The sequence below is a fragment of the Alteromonas sp. 4NH20-0056 genome (genome assembly GCF_057539655.1).
Genome location: NZ_BAAJLS010000002.1, coordinates 575379 through 600982, shown reverse-complemented (window position 1 = coordinate 600982; position 25604 = coordinate 575379). Strand labels below are relative to the sequence as shown.

Sequence of the window (25604 nt, the reverse complement as noted above, 5' to 3'; positions counted from 1 at the left end):
GTGTGGTAACGTCTACAGTACTTTGTTGAACATGACGCTAGATACAATTACTAGATAAATGCCAAAGAGGCGTTTGAGCTTTTTTTCACTGAATTTATGCGCCATTTTGGCGCCGATAGGGGCGGTAAAAATAGAACCAACGCTTATCGCCACAAGTGCATAAACATTGATGTAACCAATCGTGCCTACAGGCAAAGAAGCCGTTGCTGGGTGCGTCATAAACAGAAAGCCAATAGCCCCAGGTAAACCAATTAAAAAGCCAACACCCGCTGCGGTTGCCACTGCTTGCTGAATACTGCGCTGGCACATCACCATCGTTATCACAGTCGGCGTTCCGCCTCCTATGCCCAACAGTGCTGAAAACCCGCCGAGAACAAATGCCAAAAGGGCTTTTCCAATTCCAGTTGGCATTGAAAATACGAGGCCAGGCCTTACAACCAATTCGGGAAATAAAAAGTAAACGGAGTAAAGTAAAACACCGGCAGCAAACACAACGGTTAATCCGTTAGCGCTGGTGTAGTTCGCGATAAAAACTCCACCCACAACGCCTAGAATTAGCCATGCACTCCATGATTTAAGAATATCGAAATCTACCGCACCTTTGGCGCGATGCGCCATGACCGAGCGAGCGCTCGAAACAACAATAGAGGCTAACGAGGTTCCAATCGCAACTTTAACAAGTTCTTCCGATGGGGGAGTGAAAAAAGGAAAGACAGCAAGGAGTGCAGGGACCACAACAAAGCCGCCACCATTGCCAAATAAACCTGCGGTAATGCCTGCGATGGCACCGGTAATACACAGGGTAACTACAAACCACAGTAGTTCTATTTCCATTAAGCATTAACTCCAATGCGTACAGCAGAAAACATAAGTACATCCTTTAGAATGTATGGTGTTGCAATAAAAACGCGCGCTCGAATACATTTTCCAAGCGCGCCTGCAGTTAAAACCTTGCTGCAAGTCGGGTATAGTAATATCCACCTTGCCAGTCAACGATTGAGTCTGAGCGGTAAATACGGCCGCAACAGGTTTCGCCCATCGTGCCTGCATCAGGATAGTTATCGAATAAGTTTCGTACTCCTACTGACAGGGTTAAATTTTCACTTAACGTGTAAGAGCCTTCCAGGTCGAACATAAACTCTGAACCAAACGTTTGGATTGTGCTCAACGAGCTATTTTCTGCATTTTTATATTCGCCGTAGTAATTGATGCGGCCCACTAACATCCAGTCTTCATAGCGATGTTTGACTGAAAAAACGCCTCGGGTTTCAGGTACACCGTTTTCAAAATCGAATTGGTCTTCATCGTTAAAAAATACGCTCGGATCAGAGTCAAACGAATTGGTGTTGTAGTTAACCGAGCCCGTTAGCGTAGTCATGCCATAGTCCGTTTCCATGTTGTAGGTAGCGACAACATCGATCCCTTCAGTGACGGTATCAAAAGCGTTTTGAAAGTAAAAAACACCTCCGATAGACTCAGCGCCGACAACGCCTGCACCAGACAGTGCAAGATAGTTTTGGTATGCACTGTAGCCGCTAGCCTCTGGGTCAGTTACAACGGTGGTCGACACATCCAAGGTGGAAACTGAGTTAACGCGATCTTCTAATTTAATGTTGTAATAGTCGATGGTGAGTGTGAAGTCGCCATAATTTGCAGTTAGGCCTAGCGTAAAGTTGGTGGATTTTTCTGGGCCTAACGCATCAGCACCAAGCGCTTGTGCCACTTCACCGCCAGCAGGGAAAAGCCCTGTTGCGACAGGAAAGCCATTGGGAAGGCGGGTTGAAACATTCGTTGTGCCTTGCTGACCTGGTGTGGGTGCTCGAAAGCCAGTGCCGTATGAACTTCTTACCGCAATTTCAGCATTTATTTGATAGATTGCAGCAATTTTATAGACCAATTCGGAACCAAAATCAGAATAGTCTTCATAGCGTACAGCGACTTGCGCAAATATATCTTCAGTGATATCGCCAGAAACATCTGAATAAATCGCGTAAGAATCGCGAGAATAAGTGCCGGTGTACTCCGGCGAATAGCCAGGGAAGCCATTTGAGCCAACCCCCATGATTTGGTAGACCGCGTCTATTCCGGCGAATCCATCGTCTTCAATCCCATCATTATTGGTGTCGCTAGACGTGTAATTAGCGCAATTAAGGCTAGAGCCATTCGCAATAACCGCATCACCCGCAGACGTGGTTGTGAAGTCATCGTTACAAAAACCAAAGGGGTCTGCTTGTGCAAAGTCGCCTGCAATATAGGATGCCAGTTCGCCGGACTTTATCTCGTAAGACTCATCAAGATAACTTACCCCAAAAGCAACGATATACTCGCTCAAGTCATAAGTGAAATCAGCTTGAAATTGCGTTTCTTCATTAACTAAATCCCCAGGTTTGAATGCGGTGGGTGATTGATTGCCTAACGATGGGTTAATTGTATTTCTTAATGTGTAGGCGATTTCGTTAGAACCATGACGCCCACTAATGTCATATCCAAGGTCGCCCGCCATACCTTTAATACCGCCAACGAAAGAGTAGTCTGTTACATCACCGAAGAATCGGGGTGTGAAGCCACCTGGGAAAAACTCAGTAGGATTCCATATTGACCCATCTTCCAAACGAATATCTTCTATGGTTCCGTTACCAGGATAGCGATAGAAAAACGAACCATCACCTTCACTGTCTGCATAGTTAGCAAACGCATAAAGCTCTGCGCTTTGTGACAATGTATAGCCAGCGTTGACAAAAATTCGTGTACCGCTGTTGTTCGGTTGCCCCCATGGTTGTACTTGGTCCAAACCATGTATTTCATTGGCCATCGCCTCTGCAGCAGCAATAAATTCAACAGATTGCTCGTCTACACAAAACCACGATTCGCAGTATTGTTCGCCTCGATAAGTCGCTTCACTGTCTGAATACTCAGCAGAAATACTAATAAACCCATCATCACCTAGTGCAAACCCTTTATTACCGGTAAGGGTCAATTGGTCGCCGTCACCTTCGTAATAGGTACCGTAATCTGCAGTAAATGATCCACCCTCAGCATTGTTTTTCAACTGGAAGTTAATAACGCCAGCAATGGCATCTGAACCGTATTGAGCGGCTGCGCCATCACGAAGTACTTCTACGCTGCCAATGGCTGCCGTTGGGATTGTAGCTAAATCGGGGCCTTGTGTACCCGACCCCCCAATTTGAACGAGCGCCGCGCGATGTCGCCTTTTTGAGTTAACCAATACTAAGGTTTTGTCGGTTGGTAGACCTCTTAGCGTGGCGGGGCGAACAAAAGTCCCTCCATCAGATATAGGTTGTCTGGCAAGTGAATACGAGGGAACTAGCGTCATCAGTACGTTGTTCATGTCAGTAAACGCCACACCTTCCATATCTTCAGCACTTAGCACATCAACCGGCACCGGTGAACTGGTTACCGAACGAGGTGCGCCACGTGCACCGACAACAGCAATTTTCTCTACGTTGTCTATTTCATCTGTTTGGGCGAGGGCGTCCTCTGCTTCTTGCGCATGTGCATTTGAAGCAAAGAGGGCGAGTGAAAATAACGATATACCAGAAAGCGCGAGTGCAATAGCATGCTGAATTTTTGTTTTTCTCATGTGTGTTCCCAGAACGTGCAGTTTTTAGGTTCTATTTCGTATCTTGCATGTATGCAAGATGCTCACTTATGGCACGAACAGGCACTACCTTGATGCATTTCAATTTTATAATTTTTCTGTGCAACAACCTGTGTACGAGTTTTAGGCTAAAAATTTTTTTAATCTCGCGGAAGAAATAAGATTATGTAGGGGTATCAATAAAATATTGAGCCTAGCCCTAACTCTCTGAAAAGCATTAAGAATGTGATTTTTTATCCGTCATGAAATTTTCTAAACGCAATAATCTGAATGACTGCTTTTACATATATTTAACGCGAATGTTTCTTTGTTTGGTACGTAACTTGCTGAATGTAATGAACTATTTATGCTTTTCTTTATCGCTGTAGGTCTGGTTAGGTGTTAAATCTCTGTATTAACTAGCGCAAGGTTTGCCTGTGAATTTTAAGCAGTTACATTATTTTCTTACCACCGTTAAAACAGGCAGTATTGCCGCGGCAGCACGTGAGCTAGACCTTGCGCAGCCTGCTATTAGTCAGCAGTTGGCAAGCCTAGAACGAGAACTAGGCGGGCCGTTGTTTCATCGGAGTTTTTCAGGCGTTTCCTTAACCCCCGCGGGGGAAATATTCGTTCGCCATGCTATTCAGCTTGTAGACGATGTTAATGCGGCGAAAAATGAATTGCAGACCTTGTTCACGCAGCAAGCGAGAGTGGTTAAAGTCGCGATGCTTCCCTCTATCGGTAATGTGCTGTCTATGCCACTTATCGCTGAGGTAAAAAGGAAACACCCGCAATTGAAATTAGAAATAAGTACTGGCCCCTCTTATTCTGTAAAAGGGTGGTTAGATGCCAGGCAAGTCGATGTTGCACTGACTTACGAGCAAGAGGTCGATTCAAAGCTAATGGCGGTTGAACCTTTAATTAAAGAAGATCTTCATTTGGTGGTGTCGAGTTCAGTAGAGAATGAAGAGTATAAGCATTTGTTGTCGCGTGACTCGATTGCATTTTGGGAAATAAGCCAATTCTCTTTGCTGTCGCCGGGAACTAAAGATGCACTGGGTAGGCTAATCGAGCAGTTTGAACAATCGACCGGTGTAAGCCTGCAGCATGACCGTGCTTATTCTGGCCAGCTGATGACAGGTTTACGTCAAGTTATGCAGGGCGAAGGGGTGATGATCTTACCGACCTCTGCCGTTTTTCATTTACAAGAGTCGGGCCTCGTTAAGCTGTTAAGAATTGTTGAACCTAACATGTCGAGGCTGGTGTTAGCGGCAACAAATAAAACCGCGCCACTAAACGACGCGATAATAACGATGTTGTCAGCAATAAAGCAGGTGGTGTTGTCAGAACAGCAACTAAATCATTGGTGTGGTGCGCTGGCTTTTATCAACAAAAATCAAACAAAAGAGCGTGATGTTTCAGGTAGTCTTATATCCAGCTGGACTGGTAAATGATCGGAGTAATATCGGGTTTTTTTTGTCTTTAATTTCTCGCAATTAATGACGTCAATCGTGTCGCTAACCCACACCCTGTCTAGTGAGAAAATAGGAAATTGGCTGGGAAAAGTTCCCCCTAACTTACGTTGATTTAACAACGTATTTAGTTTTCTAAACGCTTGGGTGAAAAATTGCCATTCATTGAAGTCACCAGCAAGTACCAAAGGCGTGTCGTTATTTTTTAACTCATTGTCTAAAAAATCATACAGTAAATTAAATTGAGAACGGCGCTCTTTCCTTTTAAGTCCCTTGTGCGTATTGACGACGGTAAGCGGCCCCTTTTCAGTTTGCAAGGTCACTATTTGCACATTTCTCGGCTGTCGACCTGCCTGACTAACATCAAAGCTATCGGTATGGAGTACATTAAAGCGAGTTAAAATAGCATTGCCATACCAACCATGTGTTTCTTCAAGCGCGGGCGAGGCCAGCAGAGTAAAGGCATTTCCAGCACAAATATCTTCGACATCTTGCGTGGTATCTCTTACTTCAGGCCGAGTATCCATTTCTTGCAGCAGTACAATGTCGGCACCGGTTTCCGCCAAAAACTGGCCAATGCGCGCATAATCTTGTTTACCATCTCTACCGACACCGCTATGGATATTGTATGAGACTATGCGGCACATTCTTTATCTTCCTCACGCTCACGTTGTTCAGCACCTACTTGTTCTGTTGTATCTGAGGAACGGCTTTGATACCAGCGTGAAAACTTTTGAGAGCCCCAAATCATTAAGCCCCATACAATAATGCCGGCGATCAGGTAGCCAATGGTCTTCGGTGATGGGTTCTGCCAAATTTGTGCAATAGAATCCCCTACCAACCCTTTAGCAATCATGGGGGGAAACATACCTAAGAATGTACCAATCAGAAACTGGATAATACCTATGCTTGAAATGCCAGCGACGAGATTGACTAAACTGAAGGGCGCTATTGGCAGCATTCTAATAGCAGCAACACCGACGATCCCGCTTTTCTTAAGTTTTTCGTCGACAGCTTTCACTTTAGGGCCGCCAATTTTTCGAAGGCCTGCGTCACCTGAAAGGCCGCCGATTCCAAATAGAATAGCCGAGCTCAACAGTGCCCCCAAAATTCCGTAAATGGGCCCCCAAATAGGGCCAAAAATAGCCGCTACTGCAAGCGATAAAATGGTTACAGGGAAAAACAACAGCCCTCCGATAGCATAAATTAATAATACAGTGGGCAGGGCAAAGTACGTCCCTCTACTGTGTTCTAAGAAGGCGGTAATACTGTCTGAACTCAACCACGAGATTGACTGGCTAGCCCAGTACATTAACCCTCCAAGCACAGCTACAATGGTCACACCCAGAGCAATCATAATACTTCGTCTACGAGGGTTTCTCGCTGGCAACCCTACGCCATCAAATGACGGCATAGACATAAGTGGCTCTTCTGGGTCTGACAACGAGCGAAATACGTTTTTCACCGAATGACTCGTAAAGACTTCATCTCTCACTTCAGTCAGTATGTATCCATGTGCAATTTGATTATGCATCAATGCTTCTACCGGCGATTCGTGAGAGAACACGTCGCTCATATCATCAATGCTTCTACCAGTATGTTCCGCTAGTAAGTCGTTTCTTACATGCTCAATACTTTTTCGATTCTTTGCGCTATTACCGTACATAATCACATCTATTTCAGTATCTAATGTCATAGAGCGATTACTGATATTTGAAGAGCCAATAACAAGATACTTATTATCAACAGTCATTACTTTGGAGTGAATGCGTTTGTACGCTTGTCTACCCTGCATGTCTTTGATTGATGAGTAAGTCATTTTTACTCGACTAGGGCTGATACCGTTTTCCATAATGTTTTTGAATTCGATACGGCTGGCCCAAAACGCTTCACACTCAAATTTACCTTTGGGTTCGTACGAACTCACTACAATAACGTGTAAGTTCGGTTTGGCTTTCAGCTGTTTGTTCAGCGCTTCAGCTATTTCTTGACGCGTTGTAAATTGATTCTCTATGTAGATTACGTTTTCGGCTTCTGCAATGAGGTCGAGCAGCATAGTGCGCACTTCTTGTGCGGGCTCTACTTCGTCCATGAATGGAATTGTTCGTGCTAGCGCACACTCTACATTCTCAAAAATAGGAGGAAACTGAGAAGGCCATGCATTCGGTATATCCATATCATTGGAGGTGATTGCGGTTTCTCTCATCGTGATAGGCGTACTTTCAGCCACCCGTTCCCAGCGCCAGCGTACGAGTTTGGCAAAATCATTAACCACCGGACCACAAGATACCATCTGCACGTCATGAAGCGGGCCATATTCTCCGTCTGGCCCATCGCGTTCCTCTGAAATTACCGGATGGTCTCGCGTGTCCCAGCGGTTAGTTGACACATCCATGCCCCCTGAGAACACGACTTCATCATCAATCACTACGATTTTTTGATGCTGACTGCCGCCCATCGGGATGGTGTCGTCCAGCTCAGTATGGACGTTGTCAGGCGTTTTCTCTTCCCACACTTCTTTTGCCCACATCTCTCGCTGGGCAAAGAATGCGAGTGATGAATCCCATCTTAATAAATAAATTTTAATGTCTGGATTGTTTTCAGCTTTCCATGTGAGTAGATCACTGATGACGCTCGGGGCCTCGCTGGCTTGTTCTTCATCGCCGCGAAGTAAACGAATTCGACTGTCGATATCCCAACCCACGATGAAAATACTATGCTTTGCATTCACTATGGCGCTGTGTAACGCCTTGTAATAATTAGCACAATCTATAAGAGGAGCTGCGAACCTGGCTGTGCTCTTTACCCAACAATTATCACCTGGTGCGAATACGCTTTGTTCTTCTGTCATCACTACATCCTTTTGCATTTGCATAATGCTTTAGCGATGTCGTTGCACAAATCGTTCCTTTCTCGGATTTTTCGCGTGAATGGTTAGTTTATTGATATTTATAGATAAAAGAGTTTTTGCTTATTGCTTAGCGTAAACGCTGAGGCAGTGATTATGTAAGTTTTTCACAGCATAGGAAAGATTGCCAACGTCGCTAATTTTAAAAACCTGAACTATATATACTTTAGTATTTACTTGAGGTTAATTAGATGATGTTTTTTTCTCGCAATAATGCTGCACAGCAAGCGTTGGAGCAATCTATCCTTGCCGTGGTAACTATCGACCAAAACAATAATATTACGTTTTATAACAAAGCTGCACAGGCCCTTTGGGGGTACACCAAATCAGAGGTGTTGGGTAAAAACATTCAGATGTTAGTACCTGTTGAACATAAAGCTAACCACGATAGTTACGTTAACACTCATCGCAACACCGGTAATAATAAAATTGTCGGTAGCTCACGAGAAGTTGAATTAGAGACCAAAGCGGGGAAGCGGGTTTGGGTTCAGTTGGCGTTATCTCAAGTCATTGTGGGTGGTCAAAAACATTACACTGCGTTCGTGCGGGATGTAAGCGCAGAGCGTGAAGCCAGAGAAATTGTAGAACAAACGCTTGAACAAGCACTAGATGCGGTAATTTGTATTGATGAAAAAAACAACGTTACTTTGTTTAATGTATCAGCGGAAAAACTATGGGGCTACTCGCGAGGCGAAGTGTTAGGAAAAAACGTTAAGATGCTTGTTCCCAGAGCGATTCAGCCGGAGCACGACAACTACGTTAACGCCAATCGTACAACGGGTGTGGATAAAATCGTCGGCACTAGCCGAGAAGTAAAAATTGAACGAAAAGACGGCAATACACTGTGGGGACGGTTGTCACTATCAAAAGTCGACCTAAATAACAGAACACTTTACACCGCTTTTATCAAAGACGTTACCGAAGAAGTAGAACAGCGCGAGATGCAACGTATGCTGTCATTGGTGGCCAATGAAACTGACAATGCGGTAATCATTACGGATAGTAAGGGATTAATTGAGTATGTAAATAACGGGTTCTATAGGCTTACTGGGTGGTCGCTAGAGGAAGTGCGCGGCAAGAAGCCAGGGTCCTTTTTACAAGGTGAAGAGACCGACCCTAGAACGGTCGATGTTATCCGTCAAAAATTGCAGAACCGAGAAGCATTTTACGACGAAATATTAAATTATAAGAAAGATGGCGTTCCGTATTGGACATCACTTTCTATTAATCCAGTATTTGATAATGGCGAATTGGTTAACTTTATTGCGGTACAAGCTGATATCACGAGAGTGAAACAAATGGCACTCGACTTCACCAATAAATTGAAGGCTATCGGCAGTGCGTTGGTGCTTTTAGAAATAGAGCCAAATGGCAAAGTTGTCGACGTGAATAGTCTTCTTAAGAAGACCTTAAAAGGTGTGATTGACTCTCGAGACTTTGCCACGTATTTGATGGACGGGCTATCGGTTGATGAGAAGGCCGAACTAGAACGGACTAATTTTGTATCAAAAGTGGTTGAATTAAAGACCGACGCAAGCTTCCTCGCCTTTGATTCACGCATTTGCGCACTTAGAAACTTTAATGGGCAGATTACGCGATATGTATTTTTTGCGATCAATGTTTCAACACGTAAGCAGGCCGTGAATGACACACAAGAAGCTATGCAAGAGCTATTAACGACGAGCCAAACGATCAGCACCATCGTAGGGACAATTAACTCTATTTCTGAGCAAACCAATTTGCTGGCGTTAAATGCAGCTATCGAGGCTGCGCGGGCTGGCGAAATGGGGCGTGGGTTTGCAGTGGTGGCCGACGAGGTAAGAACATTGGCCGGAAATTCTCAATCCTCATCAAACGAAATCGATAATTTGGTAAAAACGACCGTAAGTAAAATTGAAGAACTTGCCTCGTTAATTCAACGAATTGATGGATAATCATTCTTCCTAAAAAAGTAGGGGTAAAATGAGGTTTGTTGAAATTTACATTTTTACTATTGCTACTGTTTGATACTTATCATGCAGTAGCAAACTTACCGCCACATACTGACATTAACACAGAGTATTACCGTGTCTTTTGTTCTGAAAAACGTCAATAGTACCTCGCGAGTGTAGGCGTCAAACTCTGCTTTTAAACGTTGTAATTAGATTTTCCTATCGGTGTCATTCATTTTATCAACTGTCCTTTTTCTATACCACTGACTATCTTATACCTATACAAACGTAAACAAAACGTTAACAGTGACGTATCGACCTATACTGACGTAGGTTTGTGCGCCACTTATGCCACTGCAACCATATATACAGGACAATACAATGACCATAAATGGGTTTAAGAAAACGACGTTGTCTGGCTTAGTCGCTTTAGCACTAAGCACGACTGCTGCATTTGCTAACGATCAAATCAGTAAACCTGCGGGAGCGAAAGGCACCGGGATGACTGCTGCTTTCCAAGCAAAAAATAATCAGTTTTGGTGGCCGAATCAGCTAGATCTTTCAGCGCTTCGTGACCACGATAGCCGTTCTAATCCGCTAGGCGATGACTTTAACTATGCTGAAGCCTTTTCAAAGCTTGACCTTGATGAAGTGAAGCGCGACGTCAATGCGTTATTAACTACCTCTCAGGATTGGTGGCCTGCTGATTTCGGCAATTATGGCCCGTTCTTTATCCGTCTTTCATGGCACAGTGCTGGTACTTACCGCACGCTAGATGGTCGCGGTGGGGGTGATGGTGGTCAAATGCGTTTTGATCCACTCAACAGCTGGCCAGACAATGGCAACTTGGACAAAGCACGACGTTTGTTATGGCCAATAAAACAGAAATACGGTGAAAGCTTATCGTGGGGTGACCTTATGATTTTAGCTGGCACGGTAGGCATGGAAAATATGGGTTTTGACACCTATGGTTTCGCTGGTGGTCGTACTGATGATTGGGAACCTGATATGGTTTATTGGGGCCCAGAAGTTGAAATGCTAGCAAGTGATCGTGAAGAAAAAGATGGCAAACTACAACGGCCGCTAGGTGCTACGCACATGGGGCTTATCTACGTAAACCCTGAAGGTCCAAAAGGGGTGCCTGACCCGATGGGCTCGGCTAAGAATATCCGTACCGCTTTTGGCCGCATGGCAATGAACGACGAAGAAACGGTAGCACTTATCGCTGGCGGTCATACCTTTGGTAAAATGCATGGTGCGCACAAACCTGCTGACTGCTTAGAAGCAGAACCCGGTGGTGCTGGTGTTGAAGAACAAGGTCTGGGTTGGAAAAACAATTGTGGTAAAGGCCATTCTGAAGATACAGTTACCAGTGGTTTAGAAGGGGCGTGGACGCAATTACCAACGAAGTGGACAAGCTTGTACTTACAAAACCTACTTGGTTTTGAGTGGAAACAAACACGTAGTCCAGCAGGCGCTATTCAGTGGATCCCAACCGATGAGTCATTACACGCTTCTGTGCCTGACGCTCACGTGGAAGGCAAAAAGAACGCGCCAGTCATGACCACTGCTGACTTGGCGCTAAAATATGATCCTGAATATCGCAAGATAGCAGAGCGCTTCTTAGCTGATCCTAAAGAGTATCAAACGGCATTCGCTAAAGCGTGGTTCAAGCTTACGCACCGCGATATGGGGCCCAAGGCACGTTATCTAGGCAATGATGTTCCAAAAGATAACTTTATTTGGCAAGACCCCGTGCCTGCAGTCGACTATAAAGTAGTTTCAGACCGTGATATCAAGAAACTGAAGAAAGAGATTTTAGATACAGGGTTAACGGTTCAGCAACTGGTTAAAACCGCATGGGCATCAGCAGCTAGCTTTAGAGCCTCTGACTACCGAGGCGGGGCGAACGGTGCTCGTGTAGCATTAGAGCCGCAAATTAGCTGGGAGGTAAATGAGCCTGAAACAGTGAAGGTGGTCGTTGATAAACTGCGTGCTATTCAAGAAGACTTCAATTCTGGAATGTTTTCGAAGAAGAAAGTATCACTTGCTGACCTAATCGTCATTGGCGGAGCAGCTGCTATTGAAAAAGCCGCAGCAGATGCTGGCGTTGAAGTAACGGTTCCTGTGGTTCCGGGTCGTGGCGACGCAACACAAGAGCAGACGGATGTTAACTCTTTTGCATTGCTTAAACCGTCAGCCGACGCGTTTAGAAACTACTACGATGCTGAGTCTAGCTACCGTTCTCCGACAGATATGTTGGCGGACAAAGCGGATCAACTTAACTTAACCGTACCTGAAATGACGGTGTTATTGGGCGGCATGCGTACGCTAGGTGCAAACACAGGTAACAGTGCACATGGTGTATTCACTGACAATATCAATGCCCTTTCTAACGACTTCTTTGTGAACTTGTTAGACATGGGGATTAAATGGAGAAAAACCGATGACCCTTCTGTTTATGAAGGTGTTGACCGCGCATCGGGCGAGCCACGATTTACGGGGACACCTGTAGATTTAGTGTTCGGTTCAAACAGTGAGCTGCGTGCCGTGGCTGAAGTGTATGCTTACGACAATGCGAAAACACAGTTTGTGAATGACTTTGTTGATGCATGGACAAAAGTTATGACGCTAGACCGATTCGATCTGCGCCATGACCTAAATGCTCCACTTAGCAAGTAAAGGCTACGTAGAGCAATAAAATGCGGGGCATGCCCCGCATTTTTGTTATTTTCTAACCCCTCTGTTTCATGCGTTATATCGCGCTGCTTATTTATTCAAAATTCGGTACACTACGCCTATTCCAACGCTCAATTAGCAGTAACTAAGCTGCTTGGTATTATTTTATACATGGCAACATTCCAACGTTTACTGGTTAACTTAGAAATTATCGCCGATGATTTAGATGCACTTCACGGAAGTGACTGTTTCAGCGATAAACATTTAGCGTTGCTTGAGGCGTTTCGGGCCGCATTAGTTAAATTAAATGCTGCGGCAATGGAGCAGACAGAAGCAAGTTGTAAGGCTTATTTTCAGCATTCCTCATTAGCATCGGTGTACGCAAAAAAACAAATGCTATCTGTACATGTAAAACTTATTGGGTATGTCCTCTCTTATTGGGAGGCAAATGAAAAAGTAAGCGAAATTATTAATGATGATTTTGACCCCCGAGCAGATAAAAGGCTGGAGCTACTTCAGGTCAAAGCCATTCGCGCTAAAGCACAATTAAAAACAGTGGCGACTGCGATGGGAAAAGAAGATTATGGACGTTTTATTGAGGTATTAAAGCTGAGCGGCAAGGATTGGCATTGGGATACCCTGCGCGCTCGATTTTAGTTAAGAAGTTATTTTAACGAATAATCACGGCGTCGTGTTTTTAAGTGCCGGCCCATTATCGTTAAGTACTCGAACTTCTCTTTGAGGGAAAGGAATTTCAATGCCGTGTTCTCTCAAGGTTTCAAATACCATAAGTAGTAAATCACCCCCAACACGGTTTTTGCCATCATCGACACCTTCCATCCAAAACTCGACAAACATGTTTACTCCCGAGTCGCCAAAGCTGTCAATTTCACAATCTGGGCGTTCTTCAAAAGGTACATCATCACCGGCGATAACTTGAGGATGTTGGCTAACCGCTTCTTTTATAATTTCAACCATCGCACGTATATCAGTTTTGTATGCGACTGAAAAATCAATGCGATAACGCTGTTTTGGATCTTTGTGTGTCCAATTAATAAGTAATGAGCTGATAAATTTTTCATTAGGGACAAGAATATCTTTTCCATCAAAGGTTTCTAGCACGGCATAGCGCATTTTAAATTGTCTAACAATACCTTTTTGACCGTCTTCTAATTCAACATAATCGCCTACGGTCAAACTGCGATCTAACAGGATGATGATCCCCGATATAAAGTTAGACGCGATTGATTGAAGACCTAAACCAAGCCCTACACCTAAGGCGCCACCAAATACCGCAAGCGCAGTAAGGTTAACGCCCATGACGTTAAGCAGTAGCAAGAAAATGATGCAGAAAAGTGCCACTTCAAATAGCTTCGCAAAGACTTCTTTAGTCGAAACATCAAGCGACTTATGACTTCTTATAATGTCTTGTCCAAAGGTGTTAGATGCGCGGCCGAGCCAAAACAACAAGCCACCAAAAATTACTACCCTAGACACGCCGTAGGCTGAAATCTCTATGTTTCCAATATTAATCGCCATACCTTCTAACGTTTCAACAACCACGGGTAAGACGCCTATTAAGAATAAGAACAACAGAGGTAAACCAACCCATTTGATAAAGCCTGCGAAGGCGACACTATCAATGAAATTATTCGCTAAAGAGTACGTGAACAACATAATTGCCAAAACCACAGCGGCATTCAGAAGCCAAGCTTCAGGAAGAAGCGTTTGCCCGACGGTAGACGTTACTTTGAGAAGCACTATAGCAAGCACCGGAAAAATGGCTTTTCCAAGTTTAAACAACGAACTGTGAAGTCGCTTTTGTGATGATGACGGCGCTTCTCGCGTATAGAGAAATTGCTTTCGAATACGCAAAGCAACTAAGTAGGCAACGCAGTAGCAAGCAGCGATGATACCCAATTGAACGTAAAACGCGGTTGACATGACAGCGTCCGTAGCAGCAAGAATAAAGTCCTGCATTTTTGATTGCAGCGCCATTAATGACATTACGTAGTTGTATCCCAAAAGTGCCAGTTCTTGGCGTTAAATGAAGTACGCTTTTTAACGTGATTAGTAGAGAAGAGTAAAGCGTTATTTTAAATTTTTTTGCTGAAATGTGTATTTTTTTACTACTAAAGTATAACGTTTTTCATGGTTTAACATTTCGGTGGAAAAAAACATTTGTTTTATCGGCAGTAGGCTATAAAAAACCTACAGACTGGTCTATTACTATAAATAGTAGAGTGCATTTGGTTTTGGTAAAGCGATTTTCCCATACTAACTCTCGTTATCGATATACGGATGTAAAAGAGAGGATATAGGACAAATGAACGCAAACCCGTCGAATTATGACACCTTGGTATCACAATGTGACAAAGAGCCAATTCATATGTTGGGTCGAGTGCAGTCACATGGTGTACTGCTAGCCGCAGACTCCGATGGTGAATTACTGTTCGTGTCTGCTAATGCCTTTCATGTTTTTCAAATTGAACAAGAAGATATAAGTGGAAAAACAGTATGGCAACTTTTAGGTAAAGAACTGTCACATGCTGCAAGGGGCGCATATCATCAAGCGCTGATTACCGGCAAACCTCACCGAATAGTCAGCGTTACCTTACCTCAAATGGCATCGGCCCAAGACATCAGTATTCATGATAGTTCCGGCGTCATTATTTTTGAGTTTGAGCCACACATTAAAAACGATGGCATGGACAACTTTCTCCTTGCCATGATGAACCAATTTAGTCAAAGCAAAGATGTTGCAACACTTTATGAGCAACTCGTGGAGGGCGTCCGTCTTTTCACACATTTTGATAGAGTGATGCTGTATCGCTTTGACAACGACGGAAGTGGTGAGGTCGTCGCTGAGTCTAAAGCGAACGAGCTTCCTCCATTTTTTGGTCTTAAATATCCGGCGTCCGATATTCCCAAGCAGGCGCGCGCGTTGTACAAGAAAAATTTGATTCGCGTAATCAGCGATGTACACGGTCATGACCATAAATTAGTTGCGCTTGGCGCTAAACAAGACATGCTCGATTTGTCTTTTTCACGGCTTCGTTCCGTATCTGAAGTACATATTCAATATTTAAAGAATATGGGAGTGGGCGCGTCGATGTCTATTTCCGTTATTGTTGAAGGTGAGTTGTGGGGGTTGATTGCCTGTCACAACAATTCAGCGCGTATTCTGTCGGGAAAAATGCTTGAGCAATTAGAGCTATTCGCAGAGTTTTTCTCTTTAGAGTTAAATAAACGCCTTGTTGTAGAGCGAATTGCTATAAGCGAGAAGGCCAATACAGCTTATACAAAAGTGATTGGTAATGTGTCTCCTTCGGTGTCTATCCCGCAAATGGTCATTGAACGCTATGACTTCTTTAAAAGCCTCATTGATATTGACGGTATTGGGTGCTCATTTAATGGCGAGTACAGGCATCGCGGTAAGTCGTTAGGAAGCAAAAAAGTAAACCATCTGCTTAATTTTCTAAAAAATAAAACAGATACCCAATTATACGCGATAGATAAGCTGGAAACATTAGATCCTTCCTTACGTGACAACAACGTGTCGGGCGTTCTCGCCATCCAAGTATCTCGCCATCCCGTTGATTATATTTTGTTGTATCGCGAAGCCGTTGTGCAAGAGGTACGGTGGGCGGGTAACCCCGATAAATCGGTCGTGAGCAATGGCGATGTTAAGCTTACGCCAAGGTCTAGCTTTGAACAGTGGATCGTTTCCCATGATGACCAGTCATTAGCGTGGTCGGTACTTGATATAGAGCGCGCCAAGTCGATTCGAACAGGTATTATGGATTTGACCATCCAGCACCTTCACGAAAAAGAAGCACTGCAAAAAGAGGCGAAAGAACGGTTACAGTTACTGATTGGTGAGTTAAACCATCGAGTACGTAATATTTTGAATTTGGTCAATGCTATTGTGTCTCAAACTTCCCATGATAAAAACGATATTGGCCTTTTCGTAGAGTCGTTATCAGCCCGAATTTCAGCACTGGCACTAGGGCACGATCAACTTACTCATTCCTCATGGCAAAGCATTAGCTTTAGCACATTGCTTTGGAACGAATTGCGCGCCTATATGATAAATGAGTCAGTGTTTACGGTAGAAGGGCCCGACATCAATATTAGTGCATATGGGGTTACGCCAGTTGTTTTAGTGTTTCATGAGCTCATTACCAATGCTGCAAAGTACGGCGCATTGAGTGCATCGAGCAGCGATGGAACAGTATCGGTAAATTGGTGGCTCGATAAGCAAGGAAATTGCACTATTGAATGGGTTGAAAAGGGCGGCCCGCCGATTACCGACTTAGGCCCTGATGGTTTTGGTATGACGATAATACGTTCGGTGATTCCACATGAATTAGGCGGTGAGTCCGACATTATGGCATTAACCACGGGGATAAAAGCGGTATTTAAAATTCCTAGTAAACACATTGAAGAGGTTTCAAAAACTAACCAGCCGGATGACAGCAACGCGATGTTGTATAACAAAAACGATGTTTCATCAGGCGAGGAACAAGCAAATCATTTTGAGAAGGCATGTATTGTAGAAGATAACCTTCTGATATCGATGGATTTACAGAAAAAGCTGAAAAGTATTGGTATTCCATACGCCTCTATTTTTGGTTCTGTGTCTGCTGCCAGAGCAGGAATAGCGAAAGAGCGGCCAGATATCATATTCTTAGATATGCACTTAGGAAATGAAAACACAATCCAGTTGGCCACCGAACTGTTGGAACAATCAACGCCGTTTATGTTTATTACGGGTTACGGTGCAGAATTAGAAATACCAGATATTCTTTCGTCTGTGCACGTGTTAAGTAAACCAGTAAATATAAAAACGTTGGAAAAAACCTTAGAAGAACTTAAATAAAGAAGTGAATAAATGGAAGCATCGATAACTGCCAGAATATTAATTGTTGAAGACCAAACCATTGATGCAATGAACACAAGCTTTTCGCTAAAAAGCTTCGGTGTAGACGTGGTGGGTATTGCTGGCGATGCTGAAACCGCAATTAAGCTCGCGGAAAAGTATCGGCCCGATATTATTTTAATGGACATTAATTTGGGTGACTCACTGACGGGTATTGATGTAGGCAGGCATATTATCAGTAAGTATGCTATTCCCATCGTATTTACGTCAGCATACAGTGACGACGACACCCTGTCCGACGCGTTATCCATTGCGCCCTATGGTTATCTGGTTAAACCTTTTGGTAACGCGATGCTTCGCACCGCTGTTAAAGTGGCGCTAGAGCGAAAGCGTATTGATGACGAAATGAAGGACGCCTCCCTGCGATTAACTATCGCGTCGAATGTTGCGAAGTTGGCTGTGCTTGAAATAGAGGAAATGACAAAGTCTATTGTTATTAAAAGCGAGCAGAATCATTTCTCGTTGCCTCTTAATTTGTCGTTTGACGACTTTATGATTTTATTTCCTGAGGAAGACAAGAAAGCGCTGCAAAGTGCTATTGATAGTACTCAAAGCTTTCAAACTCGACTAAAAGTTGTAAATAACGAGAGCGAAATATCCTGGCTTCAAGTTACGCTTACTGATGTGTCACTATCTGATGAAGGTGTGCGGATAGGAGCGATTCAAGATGTTACCGACCTTCATCAAATAGAAAGCGAACTCTTCGTGTCGGACCGCATCATAAAAGAAATGCAGGAAGGCGTGTTGGTGTTTGATGCGGATGGCATAATCACCAAAGCTAATGTTGCTGCTAATGATTTACTAGGTGTCGCTACGGATAGTTTAATTGGAACATCGTTTTTTGATTACTTTCCAAGAGAGCGGGACGGTGATGATGATGGCCTTGTGTTTATCGATGACATGCGCGAAGAGATGAACATCGTTACCGAGGATGGCCAGAGAAAACATCTTGTTGTGTCTATTAATGTTATTGAACAGGACCAGCATGAGCGAAAAGTCGCGATTCTTACGGATGTCACAGCCCTTAAATCGACAGAATCAAAACTGAAATATTTAGCCTTTACCGACCCTCTTACGGGCGCAGGAAACAGAAATTATCTAAATCAAGTCATACAGAGTCTGCAAAGTGAATCCTCTGAGGTTGCGCTTATTTTCATCGACTTAGATGAATTTAAATTGATCAATGATTCTTATGGGCACGAAATCGGTGACCAAGTGCTACGAAGTTGTGTGTCTAGAATGTTGGTAAAAATTCGAGAGACCGATAAGCTTATTCGTTTTGGAGGCGACGAGTTTATTATTGTTGCTGCCGACAACAAACCCATTGATTTGCAGCGTTTTGCCGAGCGGGTAACCAGTGTCTTTGAAACACCTTTTGTGACGTCGTCGGCAGAGTTCGTGATAACTGCAAGTGTTGGTATTGCGATTGCGAAAGAGTCGATTTGCGCTAGCGATTTATTAAAACATGCTGATATTGCGATGTATCAGGCAAAGCAGTTAGGTAAAAATAACATTGTTTTCTTCGATGAATCGCTCACTCAGGATATCGAATATAGATTGTTTGTGCAGCAAGGGCTGCGAACTGCTATCACTTCAGGTGAGATATGTGCGTACTTTCAACCTATAATAAATACATCAGGCAAGGTCGTAGCGCTTGAAGCGTTAGCTCGGTGGCATGTACCAGGCCGAGGCCTTATAGGGCCTGACAAATTTATTCCAATCGCAGAGCGCACTCACCTGATTCACGAATTAGGCCTACATATGCTTAGAGAGGGGAGTATGGCCCTACAAGCATTAGAAAATTGGGGGGATACCGACGTCGTCGTCAATATCAATATGTCTGCGGTACAATTGCAAAACGAAAACATTGTTGAGGCATTTAAGGGGGAGATTACTCGATTTGCGTTAGCGCCTAGTCGTTTTGTCATTGAGATTACTGAATCGACCCTGCAAAGTAAACAAGCGCGAGAGGTTTTAACTGAGCTAAAACACATCGGCTTTAGGGTATCTATTGATGATTTTGGTACAGGGTATTCGTGTCTATCCGAACTTGCCGAAAGTATTTATGACGCGGTTAAACTAGACCGCTCATTACTGCCTGAGTTCCCAATTCAGTCTTCAACGGGGGAACGACAAGCAACGATATTAAAAAATGTGATTACGCTTTGCCAAGCACTAAATGTACCTTGCACTCTAGAAGGACTTGAATCCAAAGAGCAAGTCGCGTTTGCAATAAGTATCGGTGCAGATTCAATGCAGGGCTACCATTTTGCTATGCCCATGAGCTTGTTAGCGCTAATGGAATACATGCAAACTCAGCATGCAGTGCCTCGCGTGGTGGTGTGAGGTAGAAAATAGCCGATACGATTTACGTGCTATGCCTTCATCTTTGCTGGTGGGCTGAGCGGCGTTGTGGTATAGTGCGCATGCTTTTTTAAGGCTCTTTTGAACAATTTATATCTTCTTCAGTAATTTACTTTGTAAGTTCCTCACGCGATTTTCAGACATCAATATCTACTGATAAGCCAGAACTAGACGATAGCCTTTCAGCAACAGTTGCTGCCTTTGTGTAGCTTTTTAATTCGTTATCAGGAGACTATCATGTCTTTTTCTCATCTTGGCCTAGACGCTGCTTTAATGAAAGCTGTTGACAAGCAAGGCTATACCGTACCTTCACCTATTCAAGAAAAAGCGATCCCCGTTATTATTGAGGGTAAAGATATTTTGGCCGCAGCGCAAACCGGTACGGGTAAAACCGCCGGCTTTGGATTACCGTTACTGCACAACCTTATTGGTGGTCAAAAAGCCAAGCCAAATAGCGTTCGCGCACTTATTCTCACGCCAACGCGAGAGTTAGCCGCACAAGTAGAAGAAAGCATCCGTCAATTTAGCGAGTTTTTACCGTTAAAAACCGCTGTCGTTTTTGGTGGAGTAGGTATCAACCCGCAAATGAAACAGCTTCGAGGTGGTATTGACGTTCTTATCGCTACCCCAGGTCGTCTGCTTGACTTGTATCAGCAAAACGCGGTGAAATTTCAACAATTAGAAACCTTAGTGTTAGATGAAGCCGACCGTATGCTCGACATGGGCTTCATTCATGATATTAAACGCATATTGAAGTTACTTCCTACTCAGCGACAAACACTATTGTTTTCTGCAACGTTCTCAGAAGAGATTACCGAGCTTGCCCAGACGATTACGAATAACCCAGAAAAGATTTCAACTACGCCTGCCAATACAACGGTAGAAAGCGTTCAGCAGTATCTTATTCCCGTTGATAAGTCTAAAAAAACTAGTGCACTGATTAGCCTCATAAAGCAGCAAAAATGGAAGCAGTTGTTGGTGTTTAGTCGCACTAAACACGGCGCAAACAGAATTGCGGAAAAACTAGGTAAGGCAAATATACCTAGCGCTGCTATCCACGGAAACAAAAGCCAAGGTGCGCGTACCAAAGCATTGTCCGAGTTTAAAAGTGGGAAAATTCATGTGCTTGTCGCCACCGATATCGCCGCAAGGGGCATCGACATCAGTGAATTGCCCACGGTGGTTAATTTAGACTTACCCAATACGCCTGCTGACTATGTACATAGAATTGGACGTACCGGTCGCGCTGGTGCCAGCGGACAAGCTTGGTCTTTTGTGAGTATTGACGAACTTCAGCAGTTAAAAGATATTGAAACGCTTATTCAAAAACTGCTTCCTAGAACGCCTTTAGAAGGGTTCGCACCGCAGGCGAAAGTGCCAGATACGGTTCTCTCAAGCCCTAAAAAGCCGAAAAAACCTAAGAAGCCCAAATCGTTTCAGCAAAACGGGCCGTCTAGCGAGAGAAAAGCACGCAGTGGTGCCAATGATGGAAAAGCACCGAGAAGACGACGTTCTCCTCAGCCACGCAGAGGCGCTAGCGTAAACTCAGCCAATCCTAGCTAGAGATTTCGCATTCAAAATACAAAAAAGCACACGTAAAGGTGTGCTTTTTTATGCCTACATTTCCCAGCTAAACGGGCCAAAGGTCTCCCGCTTAACACTATTATCCTCAGAATGCGTTGCCGCTTGGTTGGCCAACGATTTTTGAAGGCTAATTCGATAACGTCTGACTTCTTTCCACATATCATAGAAACCGTCTGGGGCATTTCCTTCAATATCTAGCCCTAGCATTGGGCCTAAAATGTCGTAAGCATTTTGCAGCCTTTTTGCGTTCTCAATATCATAAGGGGTTAATACGCTCGATTTGCTTGGGACCTTGTTTTCAAACGCACCAAAATAATCGACATAATCCTTTGGCGGGACACTATCTGCGAATGCCCATTTGTCCATAGAGTCTGCATTCAAAAGGGCATTCGTTTGTGGGTCTATTACCATCACAGTCGGCGTTGCATAGTAGGTTGGGTAGTTGAATTGTGTTGTGATGGCGCGTCTATCTTCTAACAATCCTACGTCGATAAACTTGACTTCATAATCATTTTGAATAATTTCCTGCATTTTTTCGGAAGAAAATTGTGCCGCAAGCCCTCGGCTATCGTGACACCATTGGGCGCCTAACACGACCAGCAGGCGCTTATTATTCTCAATAGCCTGTTGCCTCGTATCGAACAAAGCCTCTACAGGATTCTCTTCGGGTGAGTATTGGTACAAGACATCGATAGTAGAGGTCGCTTCTGCATTTGCTAAACAGTCAGGCATAACGAATACAGAAAGAGCAAGGTAGCTAAAAAACGTAACGTATGTAGCGACGTCAAACAAGCGATTCATAAGAAGTATCCATGTGTTAGTTATACCGTGAGTGCCAGAAAAATAATATCTGTACGGTAAGTAAGTGTTAATTATCTTGCCGAGCGTTATTAGTACAGCCACGCATAGCTGAATTTCGCAAAAACAGTTTGCTCAAATCGCCTTAACCCTGGGAAATTATCGTTAGCTATTGCTGCATCGCCATAACCAATAAAAAGTCGAGACAGCGGATTAATCATATAAGAATATACCAATTGTGTACCGAGATCTCTGTCTCTTTCTGGTACGTCAAACAGGTAATTTTCTTTATTACGCTTTACGTCTGAGTACACTAACGCTAGGCGTACAAATTGGTTGGCGGAAAATTGATAACTTAGGCGTAAATCAGTGAGGTTGGCCGTAAAAAGTTCAGCATTGCTCACTTCAATATTATTGTATTCGTGGTTTATGGTGGCTTGAAAGTGATTACCTAAATTCATCGTAAGTTGGGGTTGTATTAGCAGTTGTTGCCCGAGTCGATTATTAAGTAAATCTATTCTGTCACCGAATCGAACAAAGTTTTCAAAATACAGGGTTTTGTTGGGGCGAGTTTCTACATAAAGCGACATTTGTTCTTCAGTGAATCGCGTGGTGTTTCCATCAATCGCTAATGACGAACGATCAGCTCTTAGCCCCACTGTATCGCGCTTTACCCATTGAAGGCTCATAAAAGACTGGTAAGCGGCGTTTAGCTCAAGCTGCGCTTGCACTTCTCGCTCAATTAATTCGCCATCGTCGTTATGGGTAATATCCCAATCACCACTAAATTCAAAGCGGTTCCACCAGTCGTTTTCTTGCCACCATATGTATCCACCACCAACGACACTTTTGTGTCTATCTACTGTGCTCTCAAAACCGAGGTCTGCACGAAAATCAGCTTGTGTACTCTTTCTATTGGCAAGAAAAAACCATTCTCTTTCTTCATGGCGATAGTCGACAACATAACTTACGCCGTTACGTGGCGATGAAGACTGGGTTCTAAGGGCGCTCTCGCTGTAATTATCACTCTGTGTACAGTCTTGCGCGCAAAATCGCTGAAAGAGGGTTTCAGGGTATTGTGTTTCCGAGGCAAGTACTTGCACCCGTAGCGTATCCGTTGGCGTTATTTGATAGCGAGAGTCGATGCCTGATACAACATTGCTATAGTCGTCAGCCTTTCTGCCGGTCAAAATCGTGCCAAAAGACAATGTATCTGATACATCAAAGCGATATCGTGCGGCGATGTTACGACTCTCTTTCCCTAACCGCGCGACGCGAGAACCGAGGTTTCCCGGCACTAAGAAGGTCGTGTCTTCGTCATTGGCAACAAGTAACCCGAACGTGTGATTATCTATTCGGCCCGTTAACTTTGTACCTACATCTGGCGATCCCAAATTACGGGTATAGACAAGGTCATGTTGTGTGCTAAAGAAGTCTGCATTCTCTAAGAAGAACGGCCGTCGTTCGGGGAAAAATAACGCAAAAGGGTTGTTTATAGCGAGTTGCCCCGCATCGGCTTCAACTTGCGAGAAATCTGGGTTGATGGTGGCTTGGAGCATCATATCTGAGGTGATCCCCCAGTTAATATCAGCGCCAATCTCTTTATTATCTGTAGATTGCCAGTCGTCTGTTCTCGCGATTGAACGGCTCCGCGCGCCCGACGCAACCGCATAAGGTACTATAGTAAGGTTTTTTCCTTGTTTGGCTGTGGCGAAGCCTTCTATTTGTCCCATCTGGCAAAGCGTACACGCATTATCTCTGTCGACTTTGCGGTTTGAGATACGTAGGTTGTTTTCTCGTGGATAGAACCTAACTAATTCAGCGCGCCACTGTTTAGGTCCGTCGCTATCAAGGAAGTTCATAATACGAAAGGGCAGTGCAATTTCTACGTTGTAGCCGTTTGTGGTAATCACCGCGCCGGCATCCCAAATGGCATTCCAGCTAGCGCTTTCCGTTCGCGTCATTTCGTTTTCAATGGCGTCTATTTGTATACCATTAGGGTTAACAAAAAACTGATAAGACAAGCGACTGTCGCCGAAGGTATCTAGTTTTATTCCTACTAAATCGTTGTCCCATACTTGGTCTCTGTCGCGAAACAACGCACGAATAGCATCGGGATTATTATCTTGTGCGCTAAAACCGATATAAAGCATATTCCCGTTTTCGAAAATACGAGCGGTGGTCGTCACAGGTGGTGTCGTGTTTTCAAATGGCCGAGTAATGTAATCAAGCGAGATAAGCGCGGCCGACTGCCATATCGCCTCGTCAATATTACCATCGACATTAATGTCACCATCGAGGTTTGGAATAACAATAGGCGTTTCGTCTTCGGTCAAAATAATGCCGTTCGCACCATAAGACGATATCGACAACATACTCAACCACATCAAAAAAAATAAACGAAGACGGTTGCATGAGGTGTTGGCAGAGAAAAATGGCATCACAAATTCTTATTGTTTTTAAATTCTCGGTAATTATGCGCAAAGGGGACACAAATAAACACCGCGCTCACAGATGTTAATCGCAGGTAAATGGAGATTTAACGTTTTACGTCTAATTACTACAGGTTTTTACTACAGCGCATTGACTTGAATAGTGTAATCAACGGTATAGGGTTGAGAGGTACGCAAGTCGTCATTAATGGACAACGTACCAAAAACGTTTATGGAAAGGTCGGCGCCATTTCCTTTTACTTCAAGTAAAACCGGCTGATTGGGCGTTAACAAGACGGTTCCCCCTTTAGCGCCAGACACTTCAGCTGTCGGGGCATAGTCAAGCGATGCGTTGGGCGAGCTAGTAATAACCACTTCAACAGTGCCTTTTCGTGGAAGGTCGGTAACGATAATGGTGCCACGGCTTATGTTGGCATCCGTTGCATCACAATCCCCCCCCACTTCTCCAAACTGGCTCATTGCACATTGAAAGCCAAGTTGGCCAAATATTGAACCAAAATGGACGGGGGTCGTTTCGATGATAGTGATTGCTTGCGTACTAAATGATGACGCAATAAGGGTGAATAGGGCGGTAAAAGTAAAGAAAGCGGAGCGAAATTGCATAGGGATAATTGGTGTATTGTTATTTTTATTTTTTGACTATGTCACAACAAGTACCTTTAGGCAAAAGATGTTAGTGTGTCTACATTTTAATTCATCTTCGCAAATGTTTTTGCATAGATGAAAACTTAGCTTACACTCAATATATAAGCGCTTTCATATACATGGCGATGCTAACAATTATTGGCATCGATTTTAACGTTGAAATAGGGTGATATTTTCGATGTCGTCTTGTGTAAACGCTCAAAGCAAAATGTATTTTTCAATGTAGACCG

At 43.9% G+C, this 25604-nt stretch carries 15 protein-coding genes; 7 read left to right on the top strand and 8 right to left on the bottom strand.

The annotated features are described in order from the left end of the window. Window positions 1–12: 12 nt before the first annotated feature. On the bottom strand, window positions 13–834 hold the full coding sequence (locus AC27EZ_RS06110) for a sulfite exporter TauE/SafE family protein (protein ID WP_487134471.1): 822 nt from the start codon (window positions 832–834) through the stop codon (window positions 13–15). 109 nt (window positions 835–943) lie between these two features. Beyond that, complete coding sequence (locus tag AC27EZ_RS06105; RefSeq protein WP_487134470.1) at window positions 944–3601, bottom strand: TonB-dependent receptor plug domain-containing protein; 2658 nt, start codon at window positions 3599–3601, stop codon at window positions 944–946. Between the two features lie 434 nt (window positions 3602–4035). On the opposite strand from AC27EZ_RS06105, the gene AC27EZ_RS06100 reads away from it, so the two are divergent. Next, the gene (locus AC27EZ_RS06100; protein WP_487134469.1) at window positions 4036–5052 is read left to right on the top strand and encodes a LysR family transcriptional regulator; all 1017 of its coding nucleotides are present in this window, start codon (window positions 4036–4038) and stop codon (window positions 5050–5052) included. Here the strand turns inward: AC27EZ_RS06100 and AC27EZ_RS06095 are convergent. After that, window positions 4995–5717: an endonuclease/exonuclease/phosphatase family protein gene (locus tag AC27EZ_RS06095; RefSeq protein ID WP_487134468.1), complete on the bottom strand. Its 723-nt coding sequence runs from the start codon at window positions 5715–5717 to the stop codon at window positions 4995–4997. The two genes, AC27EZ_RS06100 and AC27EZ_RS06095, sit on opposite strands and share 58 nt — an antisense overlap. Further along, the gene (locus AC27EZ_RS06090) at window positions 5705–7921 is read right to left on the bottom strand and encodes a VTT domain-containing protein (protein ID WP_487134467.1); all 2217 of its coding nucleotides are present in this window, start codon (window positions 7919–7921) and stop codon (window positions 5705–5707) included. Before AC27EZ_RS06090 ends, AC27EZ_RS06095 begins: the two co-directional genes overlap by 13 nt. Before the next feature lie 248 nt (window positions 7922–8169). Here AC27EZ_RS06090 and AC27EZ_RS06085 point away from each other — a divergent pair, with 248 nt between their 5' ends. The 3 genes from AC27EZ_RS06085 (at window position 8170) to AC27EZ_RS06075 (ending at window position 13245) form a co-directional block, all read left to right on the top strand. Then, window positions 8170–9912 carry a PAS domain S-box protein gene (locus AC27EZ_RS06085; RefSeq protein WP_487134466.1) on the top strand — a complete coding sequence of 581 codons (1743 nt, stop codon included), beginning with the start codon at window positions 8170–8172 and terminating at the stop codon, window positions 9910–9912. 378 nt (window positions 9913–10290) lie between these two features. Continuing rightward, window positions 10291–12591, top strand: a complete 2301-nt coding sequence (gene katG / locus AC27EZ_RS06080) for a catalase/peroxidase HPI (protein WP_487134465.1) — start codon at window positions 10291–10293, stop codon at window positions 12589–12591. 168 nt (window positions 12592–12759) lie between these two features. After that, the gene (locus tag AC27EZ_RS06075; protein ID WP_487134464.1) at window positions 12760–13245 is read left to right on the top strand and encodes a hypothetical protein; all 486 of its coding nucleotides are present in this window, start codon (window positions 12760–12762) and stop codon (window positions 13243–13245) included. Window positions 13246–13269: 24 nt separating this feature from the next. Here AC27EZ_RS06075 and AC27EZ_RS06070 read toward each other — a convergent pair whose 3' ends face one another. Beyond that, window positions 13270–14595 (bottom strand): mechanosensitive ion channel family protein, encoded by a 1326-nt coding sequence (locus tag AC27EZ_RS06070; protein ID WP_487134463.1) that lies wholly within the window; start codon window positions 14593–14595, stop codon window positions 13270–13272. A 319-nt stretch (window positions 14596–14914) separates the two neighbouring features. Here AC27EZ_RS06070 and AC27EZ_RS06065 point away from each other — a divergent pair, with 319 nt between their 5' ends. From AC27EZ_RS06065 to AC27EZ_RS06055, 3 genes are all read left to right on the top strand, one after another. Then, window positions 14915–17470 carry an HWE histidine kinase domain-containing protein gene (locus tag AC27EZ_RS06065; RefSeq protein ID WP_487134462.1) on the top strand — a complete coding sequence of 852 codons (2556 nt, stop codon included), beginning with the start codon at window positions 14915–14917 and terminating at the stop codon, window positions 17468–17470. Window positions 17471–17482: 12 nt separating this feature from the next. After that, window positions 17483–19876: a two-component system response regulator gene (locus AC27EZ_RS06060; RefSeq protein ID WP_487134461.1), complete on the top strand. Its 2394-nt coding sequence runs from the start codon at window positions 17483–17485 to the stop codon at window positions 19874–19876. A 255-nt stretch (window positions 19877–20131) separates the two neighbouring features. After that, window positions 20132–21457, top strand: a complete 1326-nt coding sequence (locus tag AC27EZ_RS06055) for a DEAD/DEAH box helicase (protein ID WP_487134460.1) — start codon at window positions 20132–20134, stop codon at window positions 21455–21457. Between the two features lie 54 nt (window positions 21458–21511). Here AC27EZ_RS06055 and AC27EZ_RS06050 read toward each other — a convergent pair whose 3' ends face one another. From AC27EZ_RS06050 to AC27EZ_RS06040, 3 genes are all read right to left on the bottom strand, one after another. Next, window positions 21512–22279, bottom strand: a complete 768-nt coding sequence (locus AC27EZ_RS06050; RefSeq protein WP_487134459.1) for a thioredoxin family protein — start codon at window positions 22277–22279, stop codon at window positions 21512–21514. A gap of 89 nt (window positions 22280–22368) precedes the next feature. After that, window positions 22369–24717: a carbohydrate binding family 9 domain-containing protein gene (locus tag AC27EZ_RS06045; RefSeq protein ID WP_487134458.1), complete on the bottom strand. Its 2349-nt coding sequence runs from the start codon at window positions 24715–24717 to the stop codon at window positions 22369–22371. A 132-nt stretch (window positions 24718–24849) separates the two neighbouring features. Continuing rightward, window positions 24850–25332, bottom strand: a complete 483-nt coding sequence (locus AC27EZ_RS06040; protein WP_487134457.1) for a hypothetical protein — start codon at window positions 25330–25332, stop codon at window positions 24850–24852. Between the last annotated feature and the right edge of the window lie 272 nt (window positions 25333–25604).

What these genes read in the sequence shown, in the direction of transcription:
- AC27EZ_RS06095 (WP_487134468.1), bottom strand. Translation starts at nt 5,717, where the DNA reads ATGTGCCGCATAGTCTCATACAATATCCATAGCGGTGTCGGTAGAGAT.
- AC27EZ_RS06055 (WP_487134460.1), top strand. Translation starts at nt 20,132, where the DNA reads ATGTCTTTTTCTCATCTTGGCCTAGACGCTGCTTTAATGAAAGCTGTT.
- AC27EZ_RS06105 (WP_487134470.1), bottom strand. Translation starts at nt 3,601, where the DNA reads ATGAGAAAAACAAAAATTCAGCATGCTATTGCACTCGCGCTTTCTGGT.
- AC27EZ_RS06110 (WP_487134471.1), bottom strand. Translation starts at nt 834, where the DNA reads ATGGAAATAGAACTACTGTGGTTTGTAGTTACCCTGTGTATTACCGGT.
- AC27EZ_RS06070 (WP_487134463.1), bottom strand. Translation starts at nt 14,595, where the DNA reads ATGTCATTAATGGCGCTGCAATCAAAAATGCAGGACTTTATTCTTGCT.
- AC27EZ_RS06065 (WP_487134462.1), top strand. Translation starts at nt 14,915, where the DNA reads ATGAACGCAAACCCGTCGAATTATGACACCTTGGTATCACAATGTGAC.
- AC27EZ_RS06040 (WP_487134457.1), bottom strand. Translation starts at nt 25,332, where the DNA reads ATGCAATTTCGCTCCGCTTTCTTTACTTTTACCGCCCTATTCACCCTT.
- AC27EZ_RS06050 (WP_487134459.1), bottom strand. Translation starts at nt 22,279, where the DNA reads ATGAATCGCTTGTTTGACGTCGCTACATACGTTACGTTTTTTAGCTAC.
- AC27EZ_RS06045 (WP_487134458.1), bottom strand. Translation starts at nt 24,717, where the DNA reads ATGCCATTTTTCTCTGCCAACACCTCATGCAACCGTCTTCGTTTATTT.
- AC27EZ_RS06060 (WP_487134461.1), top strand. Translation starts at nt 17,483, where the DNA reads ATGGAAGCATCGATAACTGCCAGAATATTAATTGTTGAAGACCAAACC.
- katG (WP_487134465.1), top strand. Translation starts at nt 10,291, where the DNA reads ATGACCATAAATGGGTTTAAGAAAACGACGTTGTCTGGCTTAGTCGCT.
- AC27EZ_RS06090 (WP_487134467.1), bottom strand. Translation starts at nt 7,921, where the DNA reads ATGACAGAAGAACAAAGCGTATTCGCACCAGGTGATAATTGTTGGGTA.
- AC27EZ_RS06085 (WP_487134466.1), top strand. Translation starts at nt 8,170, where the DNA reads ATGATGTTTTTTTCTCGCAATAATGCTGCACAGCAAGCGTTGGAGCAA.
- AC27EZ_RS06075 (WP_487134464.1), top strand. Translation starts at nt 12,760, where the DNA reads ATGGCAACATTCCAACGTTTACTGGTTAACTTAGAAATTATCGCCGAT.